Annotated in this window: 18 protein-coding genes; 8 read left to right on the plus strand and 10 right to left on the minus strand. The window is 41.3% G+C overall.

Annotated elements, in window-relative coordinates; all coding sequences use genetic code 11:
• Positions 1 to 4: 4 nt before the first annotated feature.
• Genes B9Y81_RS13845 through B9Y81_RS13855 form a run of 3 tightly spaced genes read left to right on the plus strand, consistent with a single transcriptional unit; the run spans position 5 to position 3900 of the window.
• Positions 5 to 1765 (plus strand): tetratricopeptide repeat protein, encoded by a 1761-nt coding sequence (locus tag B9Y81_RS13845; protein WP_085537494.1) that lies wholly within the window; start codon positions 5 to 7, stop codon positions 1763 to 1765.
• Positions 1762 to 2610 (plus strand): lipoprotein insertase outer membrane protein LolB1, encoded by an 849-nt coding sequence (locus tag B9Y81_RS13850; protein WP_176221499.1) that lies wholly within the window; start codon positions 1762 to 1764, stop codon positions 2608 to 2610. Before B9Y81_RS13845 ends, B9Y81_RS13850 begins: the two co-directional genes overlap by 4 nt.
• Entirely contained in the window at positions 2611 to 3900 is a 1290-nt protein-coding gene (locus B9Y81_RS13855) for a murein hydrolase activator EnvC family protein (protein ID WP_085537496.1), read from the plus strand.
• A 32-nt stretch (positions 3901 to 3932) separates the two neighbouring features.
• Here the strand turns inward: B9Y81_RS13855 and B9Y81_RS13860 are convergent, their stop codons facing one another.
• The 8 genes from B9Y81_RS13860 to B9Y81_RS13895 all read right to left on the minus strand — a co-directional run bounded on the left by B9Y81_RS13860 (position 3933) and on the right by B9Y81_RS13895 (position 15214).
• Positions 3933 to 4718 (minus strand): carboxylesterase family protein, encoded by a 786-nt coding sequence (locus B9Y81_RS13860; protein WP_085537497.1) that lies wholly within the window; start codon positions 4716 to 4718, stop codon positions 3933 to 3935.
• Between the two features lie 9 nt (positions 4719 to 4727).
• Positions 4728 to 7529 carry a T9SS type A sorting domain-containing protein gene (locus tag B9Y81_RS13865; protein ID WP_085537498.1) on the minus strand — a complete coding sequence of 934 codons (2802 nt, stop codon included), beginning with the start codon at positions 7527 to 7529 and terminating at the stop codon, positions 4728 to 4730.
• Positions 7530 to 7533: 4 nt separating this feature from the next.
• Complete coding sequence (locus B9Y81_RS13870) at positions 7534 to 8637, minus strand: acyltransferase family protein (RefSeq protein WP_085537499.1); 1104 nt, start codon at positions 8635 to 8637, stop codon at positions 7534 to 7536.
• 15 nt (positions 8638 to 8652) lie between these two features.
• Complete coding sequence (locus B9Y81_RS13875; RefSeq protein ID WP_085537500.1) at positions 8653 to 10341, minus strand: SulP family inorganic anion transporter; 1689 nt, start codon at positions 10339 to 10341, stop codon at positions 8653 to 8655.
• A gap of 36 nt (positions 10342 to 10377) precedes the next feature.
• A complete protein-coding gene (locus B9Y81_RS13880) occupies positions 10378 to 11337 on the minus strand; it encodes a glycosyltransferase family 2 protein (RefSeq protein WP_085537501.1) in 960 nt (319 codons plus the stop codon).
• 117 nt (positions 11338 to 11454) lie between these two features.
• Positions 11455 to 12873, minus strand: coding sequence for an adenosylhomocysteinase (ahcY, locus tag B9Y81_RS13885; RefSeq protein ID WP_085537502.1), 1419 nt, complete (start codon positions 12871 to 12873; stop codon positions 11455 to 11457).
• Between the two features lie 98 nt (positions 12874 to 12971).
• Positions 12972 to 14624 carry an AMP-binding protein gene (locus B9Y81_RS13890; RefSeq protein ID WP_085537503.1) on the minus strand — a complete coding sequence of 551 codons (1653 nt, stop codon included), beginning with the start codon at positions 14622 to 14624 and terminating at the stop codon, positions 12972 to 12974.
• A gap of 8 nt (positions 14625 to 14632) precedes the next feature.
• Complete coding sequence (locus tag B9Y81_RS13895; protein ID WP_085537504.1) at positions 14633 to 15214, minus strand: helix-turn-helix domain-containing protein; 582 nt, start codon at positions 15212 to 15214, stop codon at positions 14633 to 14635.
• 207 nt (positions 15215 to 15421) lie between these two features.
• Between B9Y81_RS13895 and frr the strand changes: the two genes are divergently transcribed.
• Positions 15422 to 15982, plus strand: coding sequence for a ribosome recycling factor (gene frr / locus B9Y81_RS13900; RefSeq protein WP_085537505.1), 561 nt, complete (start codon positions 15422 to 15424; stop codon positions 15980 to 15982).
• A gap of 76 nt (positions 15983 to 16058) precedes the next feature.
• Positions 16059 to 16991, plus strand: coding sequence for a ribosome small subunit-dependent GTPase A (gene rsgA / locus B9Y81_RS13905; RefSeq protein WP_085537506.1), 933 nt, complete (start codon positions 16059 to 16061; stop codon positions 16989 to 16991).
• Here rsgA and dgt read toward each other — a convergent pair whose 3' ends face one another.
• Both dgt and B9Y81_RS13915 read right to left on the minus strand, forming a co-directional pair.
• On the minus strand, positions 16992 to 18320 hold the full coding sequence (gene dgt / locus B9Y81_RS13910) for a dGTP triphosphohydrolase (RefSeq protein ID WP_085537507.1): 1329 nt from the start codon (positions 18318 to 18320) through the stop codon (positions 16992 to 16994). It lies immediately after the preceding gene.
• A gap of 3 nt (positions 18321 to 18323) precedes the next feature.
• Complete coding sequence (locus tag B9Y81_RS13915) at positions 18324 to 19016, minus strand: SIR2 family NAD-dependent protein deacylase (RefSeq protein WP_085537508.1); 693 nt, start codon at positions 19014 to 19016, stop codon at positions 18324 to 18326.
• 353 nt (positions 19017 to 19369) lie between these two features.
• Between B9Y81_RS13915 and B9Y81_RS13920 the strand changes: the two genes are divergently transcribed.
• From B9Y81_RS13920 to B9Y81_RS13930, 3 genes are all read left to right on the plus strand, one after another.
• On the plus strand, positions 19370 to 20617 hold the full coding sequence (locus B9Y81_RS13920; protein ID WP_139822930.1) for an AAA family ATPase: 1248 nt from the start codon (positions 19370 to 19372) through the stop codon (positions 20615 to 20617).
• A gap of 6 nt (positions 20618 to 20623) precedes the next feature.
• Positions 20624 to 21076, plus strand: a complete 453-nt coding sequence (locus B9Y81_RS13925; protein WP_085537510.1) for a hypothetical protein — start codon at positions 20624 to 20626, stop codon at positions 21074 to 21076.
• Between the two features lie 143 nt (positions 21077 to 21219).
• Positions 21220 to 23151 (plus strand): helix-turn-helix domain-containing protein, encoded by a 1932-nt coding sequence (locus tag B9Y81_RS13930; protein ID WP_085537511.1) that lies wholly within the window; start codon positions 21220 to 21222, stop codon positions 23149 to 23151.
• Positions 23152 to 23201: the final 50 nt, after the last annotated feature.

The raw sequence follows: 23201 nt of genomic DNA on the forward strand, positions 1-23201 counted from the left end.
CACTATGCAGAGACAACAGATATATCGCTTCCTGCTTTTCTTATTTACTTTTGTGGTTTTTCCCGTTGGGTTTTCTTATGCGGATAATATAAAATCCGTATCCTTGAAGAAAGAACTAAGTGAGGCGGAAAAGCGAAAGTTTGATTACTTCTATTATGAGGGCTTGAACCTGAAGCAAGCCGGAAAGTTTGACGCTTCTTATGAAGCTTTTACGCATTGCCTGGCTATTGATTCTACAGCCGCTCCGGTTTTGTTTGAACTATCTACGTTCTACTTGCAGCTTAATCGACCCGAAAAGGCGTTGGATTTGCTAAAACGGGCTGTCGCGAATAGTGATAACAACTTCACCTACAGAATGACATTGGCTTCACTTTCCCGTAATTTGGGATTGTATGGAGAAGCGGCTGAAGAGTTTGAGGAATTAGTGAAAGATTATCCGGATAAAGCGGATCTGAATTATTATCTGGCTGAGGCTTTGACGCAGAAAGGGGAAATAGGCAAGGCGATTGAGGCTTTTGATGCATTAGAGTCTGTTATTGGAATGAATGAGGCGCTGTCTATGCAGAAATACAAATTGTATAATACATTGGATCAGCCTGTGGAGGCTTTTAATGAGATAGAGAAACTATCGCTAAAGTATCCTATGGAAGCCCGTTATCAGATTATAATGGGCGACTTACGTTTGGAAAAGGGCGAGCTGGAAAAAGCGTTGGAACACTACACGAAGGCAAAAGCAATTGATCCCGAGAATCCGTATTATATCGTTTCCATGGCTAATTATTACGAAGCGAAAGGGGATAAAGAAGCAGCGGAAACCCAAATTAATAATGCCTTAATTAATGAAAAATTGGATGTGGATGTGAAAGTCAGCATTCTTTCCAGATATATCCTTAAACTGAGTCAGGTAGATAAAGGCTCGGAACGTGCCAATTCTTTATTCCAGACGCTTTTGGAACAACATCCGGAAGAGACGGAGATCAAAATTATGTATGCCGGACTTTTAGTTGCTCAAAACAAACTCGACGAAGCGAAGTTTCAAATACAGCTTGTAACGGAAATGGAACCGGATAACGCAGGTGCATGGCAGCAACTGTTGAATCTTTCGCTTAGATCTGAAGATATACCCGAAGTAATTCGTATCTGTAACCGGGGGATGGAACTGTTTCCGGAAGCACCGGAGTATTATTTCTATTTGGGTATTGCCCATTACCAGCAAAAAGAGTACGAAAAAGCATTAGAAACCTATAAAGCCGGAATTGATATTATTCCGGCCGAAAATATGCCCTTGAAATCTGATTTCTATGGACAAATAGGTGATATATATTATCAGATGGATCAGATGGATAATGCTTATGCCGCATACGACGAAGCACTGAAGTACAACGATAAGAATGTAATGGTGTTAAATAATTACAGCTATTTTCTTTCACTTGCGAAAAAAGACCTCAAAAAGGCTGAACGCATGAGTGCTCAGTGTATTAAGCTGGAGCCGGATAACGCAACTTATTTAGATACATACGCCTGGATATTCTTTATGCAAGGAAATTATTCTTTGGCAAAGATTTACATAGAAAGCGCGTTGGGTAAAGATAAAACCAACAGTTCGGAATTGGTGGATCATTATGGCGATATTCTTTATATGTCCGGCGAAAAGGAAAAAGCGATCGAACAATGGCAAAAAGCGAAGGAACTGGGAAAGGAAAGTCCGGTTTTGGAGCGTAAAATCAGTGAAGGAATTTACATTGAAGACGAAAACCCGAAATGATGAAGAGTACTGTAGTTAAATTGTCCGGCGTGTTTTTAGTGTTTGTCTTATTGCTTAGCGGTTGTAAGACCGTAAAGAAAGTTGGAACAGTTGAAGCCGGTGAGGCGAAGGAACATCGGGTGTTTTTTGATTCAATGAAAGAACAGGCCTTTCATTATTCAACTTTGTCTGCTCGCTTGAACGCGGAAATTATTACGCCGGAAAAAGAGTTGAGCTCACGTGTTGACCTGAAAATGGTTAAAGACAGTGCTTTTCAGCTTTCGATCGTACCTGTGTTGGGAATTGAAATATTCCGGATAGAATTCAGTCGTGATAGTGTGAAGGTGTTGGATCGTCTGAATAAGCGATATGTTGCTGAGGGATATGAAGGAATGAAAGGTAAACTGCCTGTTGATTTTAATTTTTATAATTTGCAGGCGTTGTTCACGAATCGGATTTTTCTGCCGGGAGAACAAGAAATAGATCCTAAAAAATATAATCGGTTTAAGCTTTCTCAGGATGGACCGAAAGCGATAGCGAAAACACGTGATGTACTGGATTTGCTTTATACATTTATAGCCGACGGGGAAGAAAAGCTTTTATCATTGCATGTCACGGATAAGAGTGAACAATATAATTTGTATTGGGATTATAAGGATTTCAGAATTGTGGAAAAGCAGGTATTTCCTATGCTGATGGATATACGTGTAGTTGCAGATAATAAGCAGACAGGCAAGGTTGTGCTGGCCTACGGTCGTGTAGAACCGGATGTTCCTGTAAAATTGGAATTCGCTATACCAACAAAATATAAACGTATTACCTTTGCACAGGTATTAAAAGGTTTGAGTGATAGTAAAAAGGAGTAAATGAGATATTTCTGTTTGAGCATACTTTTGTTGTTTACGTTGTCTGTTGCTGCCCAGAATTCAGCCCGGGTGAAGCAACTGGAAAGACAACGCAAGGAAGCATTGGCAGAAATCGAAGAAACCAACAAGTTGCTGAAAGAAACTACCCGTACGGCAAAGAATTCGCTGAGCCGACTGAATCTTCTTTCCAACCAACTTCTGAACCGTAAGAAAGTATTAAGTATTCTGACGCAGGAAATGGACGCGTTAGATAAACAGATTGAAACTACCCGTAGTGAAATCAAGACCTTGGAAAATGAACTCAATACCAAACGGGAAAATTATAAAAAATCCATACAAACCATACATAAGCGGAGAACATCACAAGATAAATTGTTGTTTATTCTATCCGCCGAAAATTTCGCTCAATCCATGCGACGGATGCGTTATCTCCGTGAATATGGTAACTGGCAAAAGAAGCAAGCTGTTGAAATAATAGAGAAACAGAAAGAAATAGAGCTGAAACAAAAAGAATTACAAAAAACACGTTCTGAAAAACAAACGTTAGCGCAGGTGCGTGAGCAGGAAAAAAATAAACTCCAACAAGAGGAGTCAAGCCAGAAAGTGGAAGTGCAGCAGCTCAATAAGAAACAAAAAGAACTGCAGGCAGAACTTCGTAAAAAGAGACAGCAAGCCGCCGCATTGAATAAGCAAATAGAGAAGCTGATTGCGGAAGAAATCGCACGTGCGGAAGAGGCAGCCAGAAAGGCTGAACGCGAACGACAAGCGGCCGCTGCCAAAGGGGATAAAAAAGATCCGGCTAAAGACGCTGAAAAGCGTGTGGCGGAAACGAAAGGTGGCTATGCCATGACTCAGGCAGAGCAAAAACTGTCTTCAGACTTCGCAAGCAACAGAGGTCGCCTACCTGCTCCGGTGAACAGGAAATATACGATCGTGGCATTCTTTGGAGAACAACAACACCAGGAATTAAAAAATGTACGTACCAATAATAACGGTATAGACCTGCAAGTTACTCCGGGCACAGACGCTCAGGCCGTATTTAATGGCGAAGTAACCCGTGTATTTGTAGTGCCCGGATATAATAACTCGGTCATAGTTCGTCATGGTAACTACCTTACGGTATATAGTAATCTGAGCCAAGTTTATGTAAAACAAGGAGACAAAGTTTCTACGCGTCAGGCTTTAGGAAAGATCTTTACCGATACCGAAGATAGCAACTCAACCATTCTCCACTTCCAACTTTGGAAAGAAAGAACCAAGCTTAATCCCGCTCCGTGGATCAGCCGGTAATTTCTTGTGGATTCATTCCGGTTTAATAATCTTTATTTTTGGTTGAACATCCAGCTCACAAAATCAGGTTCCGCGAAAGCGTTGACCCAGCTGTTGTGGTTAACTCCCGGATATTCTTTATAGCTTACTTTTGCACCTGCCTTTTGCAATGCGGCGTGAGCGTCACGCGAGAATTGCGCATCTACAACTGAGTCTTCATCACCATGGAAAATGCGGAAAACGGTTTTGCCTTTGAATCTTTCTGCTCGTTGTGTATTTACACCTCCGCAAATTGGGGTTGCGGTTACAAACATATCCGGATAACGAAAAACAAGGTCGAATGTTGCGATTCCTCCCATGGAAAGTCCTGTTATATGCATGTTGCTTTTATCAATAAGACCTTTGCTGATATAGCTGTCTACTAACTCCTTGACTGCTGCTAAGGGTTTTGTAATGGCATTACTCGGATAGAAATAGCGCTTTTCTCCTTCTGCATTTGGGCGTACATAATCTACCCAATAGATTTCGGCCGGACATTGAGGTGCTATAATTATGGCCGGATAATTTGTTCTGTTTTCGTGCGAAGCAAACAAGTTGCCCCCGTGAAACAGCTGAGCCTCATTGTCATTTCCCCTTTCGCCCGCACCATGCAGAAAAAGAATTAGCGGGTATTGTTTGTCCGGCTCATAATCTGCCGGATAAAGTACCCTATAGTTTAATTTATATCCGGAGTTGGTGGTGAATTGCTTTTTAAGAAAGCTTAATTTATCGCCGGAATAAGCCGGTGCGGTTAATAATAAACAAAAAAATACGATTAGTGTTTTTAATGGTGTTTTCATGGTGTTAAGTTATTTTTTGATTGTTTGAATCGTTTTTATTTCATCTTTCAGATATAGTCTGAAAAAATAAATTCCCGGACTGAGGGAGTTGGTGTTTATAACCTCGTCCGGTTGATTGATTTGACTAACCAACAGTCCGCTTACGGTATATATCTCAAGGCGGTTCACCTGATAAGCATTTCTTATCCTGACCTGTTCTTTGAATACTGTCGGATATAATGAAACCTGATTTTCTTTAATTTCAATGTTAGAAACACTGATGTCGGAAGATAATACCTGTTCGCTTTCTCCACCGGCATAAACAGTTGATACACCATAAGTATATGTTCCATCTGAAGCCCGGTTAGTGTACCGAAGTTGATCGATTGGTGGTGTTGTCAGCAACGTTCCATTACGATATACATTATATCCCTTTATCTCCGGAAATGCTGTCGGATATTGAAACTGAGTAGCTCGTGTTGAAAACGATTTTAACGTAGTCCCCTGATATGGCATCTTATGCAGTACAGAAGGATATTTCGCCATAACCTCTTTTCCATCTGTAGTAGCAGCAGTCATTCGCTGAGTTGTTCCCTTTTCAGAGCTTACGATTGCAGCCAGATAGAGGTTATAATTTAGGTTGTCTTCTTCTGTTGTCGTTCCTTCATTTCCATCGTATAAAACAAACCATTCTTTGGCATCTTCGGAAATGATATTCCCTTTGCCTATCATTGCCGGTCCTTCGTCAATAGCGATTGTGCCTTCTGTCGGATCCGGATCGGAAACGTAAATTACGACAAATAAATCTTTACTTGCGTCGATTACAAAAGGAGTCGTTAACGCGGCAGTAATGATGCCGGGAGATTGCGGAGAACTAATCGCCTGAGTATAACGATTGCTTCCCTGAATGAGTAGGAGGGAATAAGTAGCCTTATTCGTGGCATACAGTTCAATCGCAGTTATTGTATTGTTTGCGATGCTTGCCAATTCGGCCGGCTCCCAGTAATGCCCGAAATAAAGAGGTGCATTAATCCTAAGTAATCCATATAGGGTGTTGGCAGACCAGGATATGGCTTGTGTATAAACCGGTGCTTTCCAATTGAGAGTCACAATTGAATTATCTACGCTTAACGCTAAATCTGTGGGAGCTTTAAAATCCTGAATAACGATCGAGCCTTTTATCGGATATGATTCACTTTTGTCTGCATATTCCGCCGTGACGGCATAGAAAACCTCACCCAGTAAGCTTGGATTGAGATCTGTATAGCTCGTTGTGCGCGTAGTGCCTATCAATTGATTTGTTCTGTATACATTATAGTGAGTTGGTTTTTTGGTCGCTGTTGGAGCCGTCCAGCTGAGTGTAACGCTTTTGTTCTTGTATTCCAGATTTAGTCCTGTTGGTTCGGGCTTGGGTGTTGCGCGAGACAGGCCGTTCAACGTCTCTACACCGGTAGTTTTCGGATCGAGCCATACAGCCATACGAGATGAATCGGCATCACCGTGTTTATCCCAGTTGTAATAAAGCTTAGCATACAGGTTATTTCCGGTAGGATTGGAACAAGAGGAATTACCACCAGACAGTGTTCCGGCAACCAGATGATCCTGATTAAATAACGGAGAACCGGAAGATCCGCCTTCGGTTATACCATGTCCATTTTCAGTTTGTGCGAATATCACATTCCAATGCGCGCTTCTGGCACCCGTTGAAGAGTCAGTGCCATACCATGTCGTATTCGCCGGCTTTTGGGTATAGGTGGAGATCTTCTTGTAATCGCCTTCCGGATGATGAATGCCGACGCCTGATAATGGGGCTGTGTTTGATCTGTCCCATCCGTTATAATACACATTGTAGCTTACGGGTATTTCCTGATCCAATAGAACTAATAATCCGTCTCCTCCCTTATCTATCGGAGTAGAGGCGACTTTTGTGCAGCCTGTCATTGTGCGTTTAACCGTTGGAGATGAAGCTGAGCAACCTTGTCTTTCATAATTGAAATAGAACATCCATTGCTTCATATCTTCCGGTGTACTAACAGTCTTCCGTGCTCGTGTTGATATGGATTCCATGCAATGGTAGGCCATCAATACATACGGCTTGAAATCCAGTGCGGTGTTGTTTACAAGTGAGCCCGTGCAGATGTACGTTTTGTCTCCTATCTTTTGTATCGTATGGCAAACACCGGCCTTCTCTTTTTGCCAGGCAGCTCCTTCCGGACAATTAATATTGACTTCGCAAGCGGCACTACTTCGCAGATTATTTCCCATCAGGATATTAAGGTGATTATAGCCGTATCCTATTTCTTCTATTTCAATATGCGGAAGATTCCCTGAAGGTGCGGAAACATATTCCAGTATCAGGTCATCTCCTGCAACAAATTCTGTAGCGAACCGTCCGCCCCGGGGATTTGTGCGGTGTGTATAGGCACCGAGAATATGGGTTTTGTCTGCATTATAGAGGAACAGTTTTCCTCCTTCTGGTATCTCAAATGTTTTATAGTAAAGCATTAGAGCGATTGCGTCTTTTGCCTGGATCCGAAGTTGCCAGATTTTTTCTCCTCCGGGCAGCGTGAGCCATTGTCCGGAATTGGACGTATTGAGATCTGCCTGAATAGACGTGGCGACAGCCAATGGCGATCCGTTGGCAACTTGCCATTCGTCTACAAGCAACAAATCTTCCACATTAAAGAGAACGGGAATATCCGTCAAGGCAACAGTGCTGCGAAGAGACGTTCCGTATTGAAAACTTGGAGGAGTGCCCCCTTCGCTGATTTGCGCTTCTGCGTGGCAGAAAGCTAATAATGTTGACAGTAAAATAGCAATCCACCTGTTCATACGTCTATAGTTTTATATAGATTTGTTTTTTATATAACAAATAGCCGGGAATCCAGTTCACTGCAACAAAGAAAAGAGCCCAGGCTAAAGAGCCTCCGTAGTTGCCTAATACAGGTGTGAATACAGAGTTGTACATAAAGGATGAAAAACCGGTCAGCGAGAAGATCGTTGTCAATATAGCCGCCTGAACATATAAGTAAAGCGGATTAATGCCAAATGCTTCAAAGAATTTAGACCAACTTTTCTTTCCGTTGATATCGATGATCCAGATCAGTAAAGCAAGCAATAAAGAACCGAATCCGCAAGTGGTAAGAACAAACGTGCTGCTCCATATTTTTTTGTTGATAGGACAGCCGTAATGGAATAATAATCCGGCAAAGGTGAGTATCGTTCCCAGTATAAACAGATTACGGATAATAAGTTCGTTATTCTTTTTAGCATCAAGAATTAACTTACCGGCGTAGAATCCGATCAGTACGTGGGCTATACTGCCGATTGTGCTAAGAAATCCTTCGGGATCGAAAGCAATACGCGTTCCATCTGCTAAAGAGTCTTTGTACATGTGTGTTTCCCCAAACAACGTCCGGTCTACAATCGCGATTATATTATCCGCAGACATTGTGGTGCTGCCCGTAAAACCGAGCAAGGCAGCATAGAACAGCAATACCCCGAGTGCCGTATGCAGAATGTATTTATGATTAACGGCCAAGCCAATTAACGATCCGGCTCCATAAGCCAATGCAAGTCGTTGCATCACGCCTAAAACGCGTAGGTTCTCAAAATGCTCGAAACCATTGCGGCAGATATGTCCGAAAAGGTTTAATCCGAACCCGACTAAGAAAATCAGGACTGTTCTTTTCAATATTTTGCCAACGCTTTCTTTAGAGAATTTGAATCCGTATTTCCGAAGCGAAAAAAACATGGAGACACCCATGATAAACATAAAGAAAGGAAAGACTAAGTCGGTCGGTGTAAGACCGTCCCATTGAGCATGCCCAAGCGGAGTATACACGTATTGCCAACTTCCGGGGTTATTGACCATGATCATTCCTGCAATAGTTATTCCTCGCATAACGTCAAGCGAGAGTAGTCTTCCTGATTCCGCCATTTTGTATTTTAGTTTTTATTGGTTTTTCTGTTCGTTTACATAATCTGTCGCTTTTGCCACTGCTTCGCTGATGTGGCTGCATATATTCTCTACACCGATCGTATCCTTGAATCCGGTTTTGATAAACACTTCCCTTACGCGTTCATTTACGCCGGAAAGGATAAGCCTTATATTCTCTTTTTGGGATAGACGATATAAACTACCTAAGTTGTGTAGGCCGGTAGAGTCGATGAATGAGACCTTACGCATCCGGATTATACGTACTTTGGGTTTATCTCCCAACGTTTGCATTACACCATCGAACTTGTTGGCAATACCGAAAAAGAACGGTCCGTCTATTTCATACACTTCAACTCCTTTAGGCAATATAAGTATCTCTTCTTCACTGTTATCACTTCCGTCCGACAAATTGATCTCATCTGTCGTTACAGATACTTGTGTGGTTTCGGCTACACGTTTCATGAAGAGGAACATAGCGATCAATAATCCCACCTCGATTGCGATTGTCAGGTCGAAAATTACAGTAAGGAAGAACGTTACTAATAATACGGCGATGTCGCTTGGCGGATTTTTCAGTAAAGAACGGAAGGTACGCCATTCACTCATGTTGTACGAAACGATGATAAGCACACCTGCCAGGCACGCCATTGGAATGTGCTTTGTTAAAGGGCCTAAGAATAGCAGGATCAGCAGTAGAACTACAGCGTGAATGATTCCGGCTACGGGTGTTCTACCCCCATTGTTAATATTTGTCATTGTGCGGGCTATGGCTCCTGTTACCGGAATACCGCCAAAGATGGGAACTATGATATTCGCGGCTCCCTGAGCGATTAATTCTGTATTTGAATTGTGTTTTTTCCCAATTACCCCATCCGCAACAGTAGCCGATAACAACGATTCTATCGCACCCAGCATAGCTATTGTAAAGGCCGACGGTAGCAGCAGATTAATCGTTTGTATATTAAAACTTATCGGTTCGGGTTGAGGTAATGTCGGGTCGATTGTGAATCTGTCTCCAATCGTTTCAATTTGTGTGATACCCAGGTAATGACGTAATATATAAACAATAATCGTCATTGCGATGATCGCAATCAGTGAACCGGGAATTTTCTTCGTCACACGGGGAGAGTAAATGATGATAATTAAACTAAGCACACCGATAAGGAACGGCCAGAAATTGAATGTGTGTATGTGCTGGAAATAAACAATCCATTTGCTGAGAAAGTCGGCCGGCGTATTCTCAATCGTCAGTCCGAACCAATCTTTTATCTGGGTGGTGAAAATCGTAACCGCAATTCCGCTTGTAAAGCCTACAATGATTGGATAAGGAATGAATTTTATTACTGTCCCCAGCTTCAGTAGGCCCATGATCAATAACATCACACCGGCAACAACTGTAGCGATAGCCAGCCCTTCGATTCCGAAATTCTGAACAATTCCGTATACGATTACGATAAAGGCTCCGGTCGGACCTCCGATCTGTACAGAGCTTCCTCCAAGGAACGAAACAATAAAACCTCCGATAATGGCTGTTATTATCCCTTTTTCCGGACTCACACCCGAAGCAATACCGAAGGCAATTGCCAGGGGTAACGCAACAACACCTACAATGATGCCCGCCATTAGGTCAGACATAAACTTTTCTTTAGAATAGGTCTTTAATGACTGGAATAAAGCAGGATAAAAATCAAATCTGTTTTTCATGTTCAAAAATAAATAAACTGCGGTAGATACCTGATTTTACTGTTGTTTCACAATCAGTTTTCTCCAAACTGCAGAAATAAAACCTGTACCATACCCGGTTAGTTGCACAAAAGAAGCGGGCACAGAAAGCAGGGCAACCTTAAGGCTTCTGTTTTTAATTAGTGAATCTATAAATAAAGCAACCATATAGATGAGCGGTAGAAGGAGAAGGGGCGGGTAAACTATCGCAAGGATTAGTATGATCGCTAACCCGATTGTAAATACCGCCGGCAGACAATGTACGATCTTTAGTGATTCCGGATATTTTAGATACAGATCTATCCGGGCTTTGCCGGAATGATTAACCTGACGGAAAAATTGTCTGAAGTCGGTTCTTCTTTTGTGGTATACCCAGGCATTGGAAAAATAGTAGCAAGCATAACCGCCCTTGAATATCCGGATACTGAAATCTATATCTTCGCCATAACGCATCTTGGAAAATCCTCCCAACGTTTCATAAACAGACTTTCGTAGGCCCATATTGAAGCTGCGTGGATAGAACTTGTCTAATTTCTTTTCACTTCCGCGAATGCCGCCTGTCGTGAAAAAAGAGGTCATCGCGTAATTAACAGCTTTCTGGGTGGCAGAGAAGTCTGCGTGCGCACGGTCTGCGCCACCAAAAGCATCTGCGTTGTAATGTCTGAATGAATGATCTACCTGTTTGAGGTAGGAGGGGGGGAGGATGCAATCGGAGTCAAGAATGATCACATATTTACCCCGGCTTTGACCGACGCCATAATTTCTTGCCGGACCAGGTCCCGAGTTTTCTATAATGTAATAATGTATACTTAGCTGATCCTTGTATTTGTCGACAATGTCTTTGCAGGGAACCTTTGAGCCGTCTTCTACAATGACCACCTCAAAATTTGAAAAAGATTGTTCTTTCAAACTTTGCAATAGCTCGTCCACTTCGTCTGGACGGTTATATACCGGAACTACGATAGAATACGTACACATAATAATATAACTCCTGGTTGTTTCACTAAGAACAGCAGCACAATGCTGTGGTCTTCCGGTACAAAGATACTATAAATTTGTAGGTGTGTCAAAAATAGATTGACACACCTTATTGTATTAGTATCTGTAGTGATCTGCTTTATAAGGGCCGTCAACCGAGACTCCGATATAGTCTGCTTGTTCTTTTGTAAGCTTTGTCAGTGTAACACCGATACGCTCAAGATGCAAACGCGCTACTTCTTCATCCAAATGCTTGGGCAGACGATATACGCCTACTTCATAATTGTTTTCCCACAAGTCGATCTGAGCTAAAACCTGATTAGTAAATGAATTGCTCATTACAAATGATGGGTGACCCGTGGCACAACCTAAGTTTACTAAGCGTCCTTCGGCTAATAAGAAGATTGAATTTCCGGTAGGGAATGTGTATTTATCAACCTGAGGTTTGATGTTAACGTGTTTGATTCCCGGATAAGTAACTAATTTGTGAACCTGTATTTCGTTGTCGAAGTGCCCAATGTTACAAACAATCGCCTGATCTTTCATCGCGGCTATATGTTCAATCGTAATGATGTCTCGGTTTCCGGTTGTCGTAACAAAAATATTGCCTTCTTTGACGGCTTCTTCCATTGTTGTTACCTCAAAGCCTTCCATTGCTGCCTGAAGCGCGCAAATAGGATCTATTTCTGTTACCAGCACACGGGCGCCGTATGAGCGCATAGAATGTGAGCAACCTTTACCCACATCACCGTAACCGGCCACCACAACAACCTTTCCGGCAATCATCACATCCGTGGCACGTTTGATACCGTCTGCCAAAGATTCACGGCAACCATATAGATTGTCAAATTTTGATTTCGTAACCGAGTCGTTTACGTTGATAGCAGGAACAAGCAGTTCGCCTCTCTCCATCATCTGATACAAACGGTGAACTCCAGTTGTTGTTTCTTCAGACACCCCTTTCATTTCGGCAACTGTACGATGCCAACGACCGTTGTCTTCTTTCAGAATACGGTTTAACGTATCTAAAATAACCTGCTCCTCGTGATTGCCACCTTTGCGATTGATTGTTTCCGCATTGTTTTCAGCAGCATATCCCCAATGAACTAACAAAGAAGCATCGCCTCCATCATCCACTATCATCTGAGGGCCTTTTCCCTCCGGGAAACGCATAGCCATATCCGTACACCACCAGTATTCTTCCAGTGTTTCACCCTTCCAGGCAAAAACCGGAACTCCTGCTGCCGCGATAGCCGCTGCCGCATGATTCTGGGTGGAGAAAATGTTACAACTGGCCCAACGTACGTCAGCGCCTAAGTCAACTAATGTTTCGATCAACACTGCCGTTTGAATAGTCATGTGCAGTGAACCGGTGATACGTACTCCTTTCAGTGGCTTTTTTGCACCATACTTAGCACGTAGTGCCATCAAACCCGGCATTTCGTGTTCGGCTATTTCGATTTCTTTGCGACCGAAATCAGCCAAACTTATATCTGCTACTTTGTAAGGCAGATTAGTTGGAAATAATTCTGGCATAATCAATTAATTAAGTAAAAATATTATGCCGCAAAGGTAAGGTTTTATTTTTACTTAATTAATCGGGTTGCAAAGGAAGAATATTCTCTTTTAGGATGTTAAACAGGTATAATATTCTGTTTTTCGAGCAATTCTAATGAAAGGTCTTTCAGTTTGTACTTCTGTATCTTGCCGCTTCCGGTCATTGGGAATGAGTCTACAAAGAATACGTATTTAGGAATTTTATAACGGGATATTTTCCCCCTGCAAAAGTCTCGTACCTCTTCTTCAGTCAGGCAACAGCCATCATGACAGATGATAAAGGCACCTACCTCTTCACCGTATTTTTTGGAGGGAACAGCCGCTACCTGTACATCTTTCACGCCTTTCAGATGATAGAGAAATTCCTCTATTTCGCGAGGATAAATGTTCTCTCCTCCGCGAATGATCATGTCTTTAATACGTCCGGTGATGCGGTAATAACCATTTTCATCTTTAATGCCGAGGTCTCCACTATGCAGCCAGCCATCTTTGTCGATAACCTCTGCGGTGGCTTGCGGATTCTTATAATAGCCCTTCATTACTAAATAGCCGCGACAGCAAACTTCGCCTTGTTCGCCGACAGCACATTCTGCACCGGTTTCCGGGTTTAATATTTTAACTTCGGTAAACGGATACTCTTTCCCAACCGTTGTGCATCTGTTTTCAAAGGTGTCGCTTAGTACCGTATGCGTCATACCGGGAGAACTTTCCGTTAGTCCGTATACACTTGTGATATGAGTTACATGCATTTTTTCGGTTACCGCTCGCATTAACTCGATTGGGCAAAGAGCTCCTGCCATGATTCCCGTACGAAGCGAAGTGAGATCAAACATATCGAACATGGGGTGGTTCATCTCTGCGATAAACATGGTTGGTACGCCATGCAACATGGTGCATCTTTCCTTATGAACAGAAGCGAGTACAACAAGCGGGTTGAAACGCTCAACCATTACTTGCGTACAACCATGGGTGAGACAGCTCATGGTTGCTAACACTACTCCGAAGCAATGAAACAAGGGTACGCAGCAACAAAGTTTATCCTCTGCCGTTACGTTCATTCCTTCACCGGTAAAATAACCGTTGTTCGTTATGTTGTGATGGGTTAGCATTACCCCTTTAGGGAAGCCGGTAGTTCCGGATGTGTATTGCATATTAACCACGTCCTGACAGGAAACCTGGTCTTTTGCCTCCTGAAGAACGATGTCGTCTATGTTTTCTCCGAGAAGAAGTATTTCAGGTGTATTATACATGCCTCTGAATTTCTCTTGGCCGATATAAACAACATTTTTCATTTTGGGGAAACGTTTGCTTTTCAAGAAGCCGCGCTGGCTTGTTCTCAACTCAGGCAGCATTGTATAGACCATATCTACATAATTACTGTCAAAAATCCCTTCGGTAATACAAAGCGTATGTATATCCGCATTTTCCGTCAGATATTCCAGTTCATGTTGTTTGTAATTCGTATTTATGGTAACAAGTATCGCACCGATTTTGGCTCCGGCATAAAGAAATGTAAGCCAATCGGGCACATTGGTTGCCCAGATGCCTACATGGGTTCCTTTTTTAACGCCGACAGATAGTAAACCTTTAGCCATTTTATCTACCCGGTCGTTCAGGGTTTCCCAGGTAAAGCGGAGATCCCTGTCCGAATAAACGATACTTTCTTTTTCAGGTGTATGTTCAGCCCAATGCTCAATCCATTCTCCGATAGTTTTATGCTGTAATTCCATAGCTTTTCTCAATAAGGAGTATAAATAACACCCAGAATGCGAGCTTTACCACCATTGGCGGCATGCACATGATGAGCAACAATTGAGTCGTAATAAATACTGTCTCCTTCTTCGAGAATGTATGTTTTCTTACCGTAGTTAATTTCGATAATTCCGTGCAAAACATAGATGAACTCTTCGCCTTCATGAGTCGATGTAATAAAGTCAGCGCCTTCAGACGATTCGATATCAATCAGGAACGGTTCCATGTGACGGCCGGATTTGTCTTGCGAAAGAGATTGATAAGACATGTGTTTCCGATTTTGCATCGCGTTATTCGAAAAACTGATCCCTGAGGCATCATCGGCTATTTTTTTACGCGAAATGACCGGGCCTAATTCCGTCTGATCGTCGAGGAAGGTGCCCAGACGAACACCTAATACACGAGCAATTTTGATAAGCGGAGCTAATGATGGGAAGTCTGTGTTGTTTTCTATGCGTTGAATTTGTTCCCTATTCAGACCCGTACGTTCGGCTACTTCTTCAACGGTTAACTGTTGCGACTCACGGATATTCTTGATCTTCTCTCCGATAATTTTATTCTGTCCCATGTTGTTATTTGTTTCTTTTCTTCGTATATATTCTCTCTTCTATAAGTATGATAGGCAAAAATACATTAATTTGTTATATTTCAAAAAAAAGAAAGCCCCTAACTTTCTCCGGATTATGCAAACCGAGCACATGTTCTGTTGTTAGGTTCGAAAACTTTATTACTTTTGTTAAACAAATGGAAATGTGAATACAAAATACGATCAATCATGGTAGATACGAAACAAAATGTAAAAGCAGCAGAAGAAAAAATGTCATCTGCAATAGAATTTCTTGACGAACAGCTGGCTCGTATACGTGCGGGAAAAGCTAATCCGAAAATTCTTGACGGTATTAAAGTTCCGTATTATGGAAGTCCGGTTCCTTTAACCAACGTAGCAACTGTTACGACTCCTGATGCGAAAACGATAATCATTACTCCTTGGGAGAAAAACCTGATTCGTGACATAGAAAAAGCAATTATGGATTCTGACGTAGGTATTACTCCGGAAAATAATGGCGAGATCATCCGTTTGGGAATTCCTCCTTTGACCGAAGAACGTCGTCGGGCTTTGGCAAAACAATCCAAACAAGAGGCCGAAAACGCGAAGATAAGCGTTCGCAACGCACGAAGAGACGCTATTGAAGCAATCAAGAAAAGTGTGAAAGAAGGCGTCGGAGAAGATTTAGCAAAAGATGCTGAAGCTGAAGTGCAAAAAGTACATGATAAGTTTATCAAAAAAGTAGACGAGTTGTACGCGGCGAAAGAAAAAGAAATAATGACCGTATAGTAGAGAAGCACGGTCGTGCGTCTTACGACCGTGCATCCCCACCAATAACGGATTGCGCGTCTATACAAAAAATCGAATGAAAGGATTAGTCATTAAGAACACGGGTAGTTGGTATACCGTTCGTACGGAAGACCGGCGAGACATCGAGTCTAAAATCAAAGGGAATTTCCGTCTTAAAAATATACGTACAACTAATCCTATTGCGGTAGGAGACCGTGTGAAAGTTGATATAAACAACGAAGGGACAGCTTTTATTACCGAAATAGAAGAGCGAAGAAATTACATTATCCGCCGTGCTTCCAATCTCTCCAAACAAGCGCATATTATCGCGGCCAACTTAGATCAGGCCATACTGATCGTGACTGTTAATTACCCCATTACTACCACCATTTTTATCGATCGCTTTTTGGCAACAGCCGAGGCCTATTCTATTCCTGTAAAAATTGTATTCAACAAAATTGATCGTTATCACGACCATGATGTAGCTGTAATGGAGTCGCTGATCAAAATATACACGGCTATAGGCTATCACTGTGAGAAGATTTGTGCGCTCACCGATGAGGGAATAGGTGGGTTTAAAGAACTTTTAAAAAATAAAATCTCCTTATTGTCCGGTCATTCCGGAGTCGGTAAATCAACCATTATAAACCGTATCCTGCCTGAGCTTAATCTGAAAACAGGTCTGATTTCCGAATACCACAATAAAGGGATGCATACCACTACCTTTTCCGAAATGATTGAGTTGCCCGAAGGAGGATACATTATTGATACCCCGGGAATAAAAGGTTTCGGTACCATTGAAATGGAAGAAGCTGAAATCTCTCATTATTTCCCCGAGATATTTCGCCTTTCGGAGGGTTGCCGTTTCAGCAACTGTACGCATCGACACGAGCCGGGTTGTGTAGTTTTGGAAGCGGTACACGAAAAAAGGATAGCCGAATCACGGTATAAAAGCTACCTTAGTATCCTGAAAGACAAAGAAGAAAGTAAATACCGCGAGGAATACTGATCAGACAGCAGGCAGCCCCATACCGGTTATTTTGCGATAAAGATCGAGCGCGTACACATCCGTCATTCCCGAAATATAATCCAATACACATTGAATCTTTCCGTACGTAGTAGGCACATTCGTGTCGTATTGATCCGGAATACGCTGAAGCAACAGTTTGCTGTAGGCATGCTCCTGATTCATTACCGCTTCGGTCAGGCAGTCGATCAGATGACTGAAAATATGGTATCCGGCCAATTCAATATCTAATACTTCTTTAGCCTTATAAATCTTTCTATACGCCATCATGGAACAGTTTACATAGGCCTGACGGGCATGTGGTTCAATATGTTCAATCAGCGGACCCTGAAATGTGCCGCTAAGGAATTCATCTTCCCGTTCAATGAAAACACGCGAACATTCATCTACCAATAAACCGATAATGGATGAGCGGAGATAGCCGATTTGCTCATTTACATCATCTACCATACGCATAATACGCGTGATGCGATCTAATTTTTCTCCTTCAAAATAACCCAGAAGCAGACTGATAGCCTCTTCGCTGGTGAGGATATGTAACTTGTGCGCATCTTCAATGTCCATGATCTGATAGCAGATATCATCTGCCGCTTCGACAAGATAAACCAAAGGGTGACGGGCATAACGGTCTGCTGCATCATCTATTTTAAGGATGCCAAGCTCTTCAACAATGCGCTTGTAAGTTTCCTCTTCCGACTGAAAGAAGCCGAATTTATTCTTTTTTACCGATTGTGTTGACGGATAAGGATACTTAACAATAGAAGCAAGCGTACTATAAGTAAGTGCAAATCCCCCTTTTCTGCGCCCGATAAACTGATGTGTCAACAGACGTATCGCATTCGCATTGCCTTCGAAATGAACAAAGTCTTCCCAGCGACCTCCTTCCTCACGTACTTGTTGTTCGTACTTCATGCCTTTGCCTTCGAAGAAATAAGCGGAAATAGCGCGTTCACCGGAATGACCAAAAGGCGGATTTCCCATATCATGAGCCAGGCAGGCCGCGGAAACAATCGATCCGAATTCAGCGAAATTAGCTGTTTCCGCACCATACTTACGACTAAGTACTCGCCCTACATTATTTCCCAATGAGCGACCCACACAAGAAACTTCCAGACTATGCGTTAACCGGTTGTGTACGAATATACTTCCGGGAAGAGGAAACACCTGTGTTTTGTTCTGTAACCGACGGAAGGGCGACGAGAATATAAGGCGATCATAATCCCTTTGGAAATCTGTACGTTCGTGATGACGACCATCGTGATACTCCTCCATCCCTAAACGCTTGTCGGAGATAAGCTGTGTCCAGTTCATGCTTTATTTAATTTGCTTTACCAGTTCTGTTAATCGTTTTACCCCTTTCGAGGCATTTGCTTTAATAATATGAATATCATTACGTTGTGTTTTTACATCTTTAGGATCGATCAGGTAAACCGGACTTCCTTTATGCACATAGGATATAAGGCCGGCCGCGGGGTATACATTCAACGATGTGCCGATGATAACAAAAATATCCGCTTCCCTCACCCAATCAATGGCCGGTTCAATCATCGGAACCGGTTCGCCAAACCAGACAATAAACGGACGACGTTGTGCACCGTCAGGTGCTTTGTCTCCAACCTGCAGATCTGGATTCTCAGGAGACAGGTCATAAGCGAGGTTTAGATTCTTTATAGAACAATACTTCATCAATTCTCCATGCAGATGGATTACTTTACTACTACCTGCCTGTTCGTGTAAATTATCAATATTCTGAGTAATAATCCGCACATCAAAATACTTTTCGAGCGCAACAAGCCCTGAATGACCCATGTTTGGCTTACACTCCAACAATTGCCGGCGCCGTTGATTATAAAAATCCAGCACAAGCGCGGGATTCGCTTCAAAGCCTTCAGGCGTAGCAACATCTTCCACGCGATAACGCTCCCACAAACCATCCGAATCCCGGAAAGTAGAAATGCCGCTTTCCGCACTCATACCTGCTCCCGAAAGCACAACCAATTTTTTCATAAGCCAATCATTTATTGATACAAACCTACTAAAAATAATGGATTAAGAGAGATTTCCGATCACCTAAACTAACAGGAAGTAGCAATAAACTCCCCTTCAATGTCAATATACTAACCATTTTTTATTAATTAGGATTGATTTTATTTTATATCCTTTATTTTCCTTTTTCTATATATATAGAAAAACTTTACTACAGATATAGAAAAACTTTACCACAGATATAGAAAAAGGAAAATAAAGGATATGCAGGAAGAAATATAGTGATATCAACGAAAAAAGATAAGGAACTTTTTATGGTGATTCAACTATCCTATTTTTTTATATTTACCTTTGTATTTAAACATTTGCATAGCATGAGACACTTAGTGATAAAAAACATAGGTTCTATTATTGAGGTTGATATTGAATTAAGCAAGCTGAATCTTTTTATTGGACCTCAAAGTAGTGGTAAAAGTACAATTACCAAAATAGCATGTTATTGTTCCTGGGTAGAAAAGAGAACGGCTATACTCAATTCCAATCAAGAATCACTGAGCGAGAAAGGTGTTTTTGCAAAAGAACTTATTCGCTTTCATAAACTTTCGGGTTATTTAAATAATAATAGCTCTATTTTTTATGAGAGTGATATTCTTACTATATCATATAGTCATAACGAAGGAGTGCCTGTCTTTAAATGGAAAAACAGATTTAACTATAAAAGAGGAAAAATATCTTATATTCCTTCGGAGCGTAACATTGTGGCAGCAATACCGAATTGGATAAATATAAAATTTACAGATAATAATATCCGTAGTTTTATGTCGGATTGGGATGAGGCACGCAGTTCCTGTCAAAAGGAGAATCCATTCAATATTTTGAATATAGGTGCAAAATATTTTTTCGATGGAGAGCGTGATAAGGTTATCGTTGATCAAACAAACAGAATGCTGGAGCTGACTGATACATCAAGTGGAATGCAGTCGCTAATACCTTTGTTGGTTCATCTGAATTATATTTATTACTCTATATACCATACTGAAAGTCCGGAAAGTGTGGAAGATCTCTACATTAAAAGGACTATAAATTCGGATTTGATGTTAGATGTTTTTGGAACAAATGAACCTCGTCAGATATTTAAATTACTGGAACAAAGACAAAAAGGAGGTGATGATGTTGATGGGCTTTTGAGTAAGTTTGAAAAATTTGAAACGCTGGTTAAACACTTTAGTCAAACACATTTCACGAATACTTATCTTGAAGAGCCGGAACAAAATCTTTTTCCCGAAACACAACGTGATCTTGTTGGAGAATTAGTTCGTCTTCATAATTTGAATGAAGATCATTCTCTTACAATAACCACACATAGTCCCTATGTTTTATCATCCATAAATAATCTGATCTATGCTCATGAGGTAGGGGAGAAAGATCGAGGCAAAGTAAACGCTATAATTCCGGAACAGAGCTGGATTGATTTTAGTAAAGTGAGGGTATATTTTGTTGATAAAGGAACTGTTTCCTGTTTATTGGACCATGAAATAAAACAGATAAAGGTAGAAGCAATAGATGAGGTATCTAATATCTTAAATAGGGAATATGACGATTTATTAGCTATCGAAAATTAGAAAAAGATGACTTTTGATAAAAAATACCAAAACCCTTTATTTATTATTTCTGACGACACTCGTGCTGTTATAACATTAAAAGATAAGAGAGAGCCCAGAAAGTACATAGGTAATAATAATCAGAAAAAACAAATTACAGTTTATCAGATTGATAATGGTATTCTCAAAGATGGTGAGAAATGTGACTTTGGGTTATACTTGCCAGATCAAAATGAATTATTTCTTATCGAGTTGAAAGGGGGTGATTTTACAAAAGCGTTATCTCAGATTCATTCAACCATAAACGTATTGCTTGTTAAGGCATGCGTAGATACATCTAAAGTGCATGCTCGGATTGTTCTTTCCAGAGTTTGTGTTCCTAATATTAAATCTGCTGCAGAAATTAAACTTTTGAAATTACTTAAAGAACTAAACGGTACATTAAAAAAAGAGAGTCAAGTAATGGTGGAAAACTTGTGATTTCAGACTATAAATCAATTGTGCATTGTTGTGAAAACGCTGGTTTTTCTGCTGATAGTTTGCGTTATCTGCTGACTTTTAACTACTTTTGAATTATTAAAACCGGATAGCAGCTTTGCGTTGCTTATTGTTATACTAAATCTATGCTTGATAACTATTTGAGGAAGTCTGTGCTGTTTTTGTTGTTTTGGAGTTTCTGTCCTTTGTGGGTATTCTGTGCTTTTATGAAGCCTGACGGACCAGCTGCTCAGGAAGTTATTCCAACTTTGGTAATTCCGGATGAACTGACGGGATATTCCGACCTTGATTGCTATTATTCCCAATTGCAAAAAAATAATCGTAGAGAGATTGAAGTTAGAAGACGTTTCTTGTTGGAAACGACATCAATCACGCAATTCTTTAATAATTATATAGAACGAGGAATTGATGTTGTGCGCGATACGGCTTCGGTTTTTGAACTTATTGACGACTATTATTATACTACCGAACAGCGGCAAATGATCTTAAGTCAATTTTATGAAACGGCGCTTCAACGCAAAAGTGAATCACTGAAACGGATGGCGGATCTGCTTCAGGGACGGTTGATTGATTCTTCCGATGAAAAAATTAACTGGTTTGAAGAGCTGATTAGTCGATGCCACAAGGCGGGCGACAGGGATTTGGAAGCTCTTGTGTTGAATGAGTTGAGGTTCCACTGTTTTGAGAATGAAAACCAGGCAAACGGGTTTCATTATGTACAACGGTTGGTGGATCTGCTGGAAAAAACCGGAAACGATTATCCTTTAAAGGGACAGTTCTATAGTTGGATCGGAACGAATTATTATAGGTTTAAAGATTATGACCGGGCACTTTATTTTCTGCATAAAGGGCTTTCTTATAGGGGGCATTATGATATACGTTCTTATGTACGCACCTGTTTGACCGCATGGAATCATCTGGCTACCTATTATCAGACTTTGGGAGAGGTTGACTCGACGGTCTATTATAATCGCACCATACTGCTGAGTACGGAAGGTACGGCCGATTATCCGATACATATAAGTATTGCCTTATGTAATTTGGCGCGGATCGAGATGGCTAATGGGAATTATGATGCCGCTATTGCCATGCTTCAGGCCGGACTGATCAATATTGAAGATGAGCCTACGGCTTGGGATTTTCATATTGGCATCTATTTGTCATTGGGTGAATGTATGCTTGTTAAAGAAAATCTGCCGGCTGTAGTTGGATATATGGATAAAATCAGAGACGCGCTCCCCGATTTCCCCGAAAGTACTCAAATGTATAGGTTCAAAGATCTGTTTGCTTTGGAAAGTAAGTATTACTCTCGCTTAGGACAGTATGACAAGGCTGCCGTAAGTCTTGACTCCGCACAGTTTTGCGCACAGCGATACGAGCAATTGACCGGACAGCATTTTATCGTGATCGGTGAACAGCAACTGAAGGAGGTTGAACTACTTCTGAAAAATGCACAGATTGCCAAACAAAAGAACATTATCTTTTTTACGTTGCTGATTATGGGCTTGATCAGCACTGGTCTGTTTGTGATTGCGCGACTTTACCGGAAGAAAAACGCAGCATACAAAGAGTTGGTCAGGAAGGCCAATACGTGGGCGTATGAAGATAAGACTTCCTTAACATTGAAGATACAAGAAAAGGAGGATAATAATGATCCCATTACGGATGAAGAGATTTGCATTATGGAACGTATTGATGCGGAAATGATATCGCATCATCTTTATCGTGAAACAGGGCTTACCGCCGAATCACTGGCGGAGCGTATGGGTATACACCGCAACCAACTATCCCGTGCCATTAATAAAGTTACCGGGGGAAATTTCAATAATTATATCAATAGCCTGCGTATTAAAGAAGCAGTAAGACTTATCTCCGCGTCAACGCATAAAGAGTTATACATAAACGAACTTTATGAACGTATCGGCTTTACAAATCGTTCTACTTTTTACCGTATTTTCAAACAATTTACCGGACTTTCTCCCATCGAATTCCAAAAAAAGAAAGATAAATCGCTCAGTGCTGATTTTTTAACAAAAAGGGAAGGTGTTGACAATTAGTAAAATACCCTCTCTTGATATACAATAATGATACAATTTGCAAAATGGGA

It is taken from the genome of Massilibacteroides vaginae (assembly GCF_900178525.1).
GTDB classification, from domain to species: domain Bacteria; phylum Bacteroidota; class Bacteroidia; order Bacteroidales; family Tannerellaceae; genus Massilibacteroides; species Massilibacteroides vaginae.

Bases quoted from the DNA above. Each gene is read 5' to 3' on its own strand.
- B9Y81_RS13845 (WP_085537494.1), top strand. From the start codon at position 5: ATGCAGAGACAACAGATATATCGCTTCCTGCTTTTCTTATTTACTTTT.
- B9Y81_RS13850 (WP_176221499.1), top strand. From the start codon at position 1,762: ATGATGAAGAGTACTGTAGTTAAATTGTCCGGCGTGTTTTTAGTGTTT.
- B9Y81_RS13855 (WP_085537496.1), top strand. From the start codon at position 2,611: ATGAGATATTTCTGTTTGAGCATACTTTTGTTGTTTACGTTGTCTGTT.
- B9Y81_RS13860 (WP_085537497.1), bottom strand. From the start codon at position 4,718: ATGAAAACACCATTAAAAACACTAATCGTATTTTTTTGTTTATTATTA.
- B9Y81_RS13865 (WP_085537498.1), bottom strand. From the start codon at position 7,529: ATGAACAGGTGGATTGCTATTTTACTGTCAACATTATTAGCTTTCTGC.
- B9Y81_RS13870 (WP_085537499.1), bottom strand. From the start codon at position 8,637: ATGGCGGAATCAGGAAGACTACTCTCGCTTGACGTTATGCGAGGAATA.
- B9Y81_RS13875 (WP_085537500.1), bottom strand. From the start codon at position 10,341: ATGAAAAACAGATTTGATTTTTATCCTGCTTTATTCCAGTCATTAAAG.
- B9Y81_RS13880 (WP_085537501.1), bottom strand. From the start codon at position 11,337: ATGTGTACGTATTCTATCGTAGTTCCGGTATATAACCGTCCAGACGAA.
- ahcY (WP_085537502.1), bottom strand. From the start codon at position 12,873: ATGCCAGAATTATTTCCAACTAATCTGCCTTACAAAGTAGCAGATATA.
- B9Y81_RS13890 (WP_085537503.1), bottom strand. From the start codon at position 14,624: ATGGAATTACAGCATAAAACTATCGGAGAATGGATTGAGCATTGGGCT.
- B9Y81_RS13895 (WP_085537504.1), bottom strand. From the start codon at position 15,214: ATGGGACAGAATAAAATTATCGGAGAGAAGATCAAGAATATCCGTGAG.
- frr (WP_085537505.1), top strand. From the start codon at position 15,422: ATGGTAGATACGAAACAAAATGTAAAAGCAGCAGAAGAAAAAATGTCA.
- rsgA (WP_085537506.1), top strand. From the start codon at position 16,059: ATGAAAGGATTAGTCATTAAGAACACGGGTAGTTGGTATACCGTTCGT.
- dgt (WP_085537507.1), bottom strand. From the start codon at position 18,320: ATGAACTGGACACAGCTTATCTCCGACAAGCGTTTAGGGATGGAGGAG.
- B9Y81_RS13915 (WP_085537508.1), bottom strand. From the start codon at position 19,016: ATGAAAAAATTGGTTGTGCTTTCGGGAGCAGGTATGAGTGCGGAAAGC.
- B9Y81_RS13920 (WP_139822930.1), top strand. From the start codon at position 19,370: ATGAGACACTTAGTGATAAAAAACATAGGTTCTATTATTGAGGTTGAT.
- B9Y81_RS13925 (WP_085537510.1), top strand. From the start codon at position 20,624: ATGACTTTTGATAAAAAATACCAAAACCCTTTATTTATTATTTCTGAC.
- B9Y81_RS13930 (WP_085537511.1), top strand. From the start codon at position 21,220: ATGCTTGATAACTATTTGAGGAAGTCTGTGCTGTTTTTGTTGTTTTGG.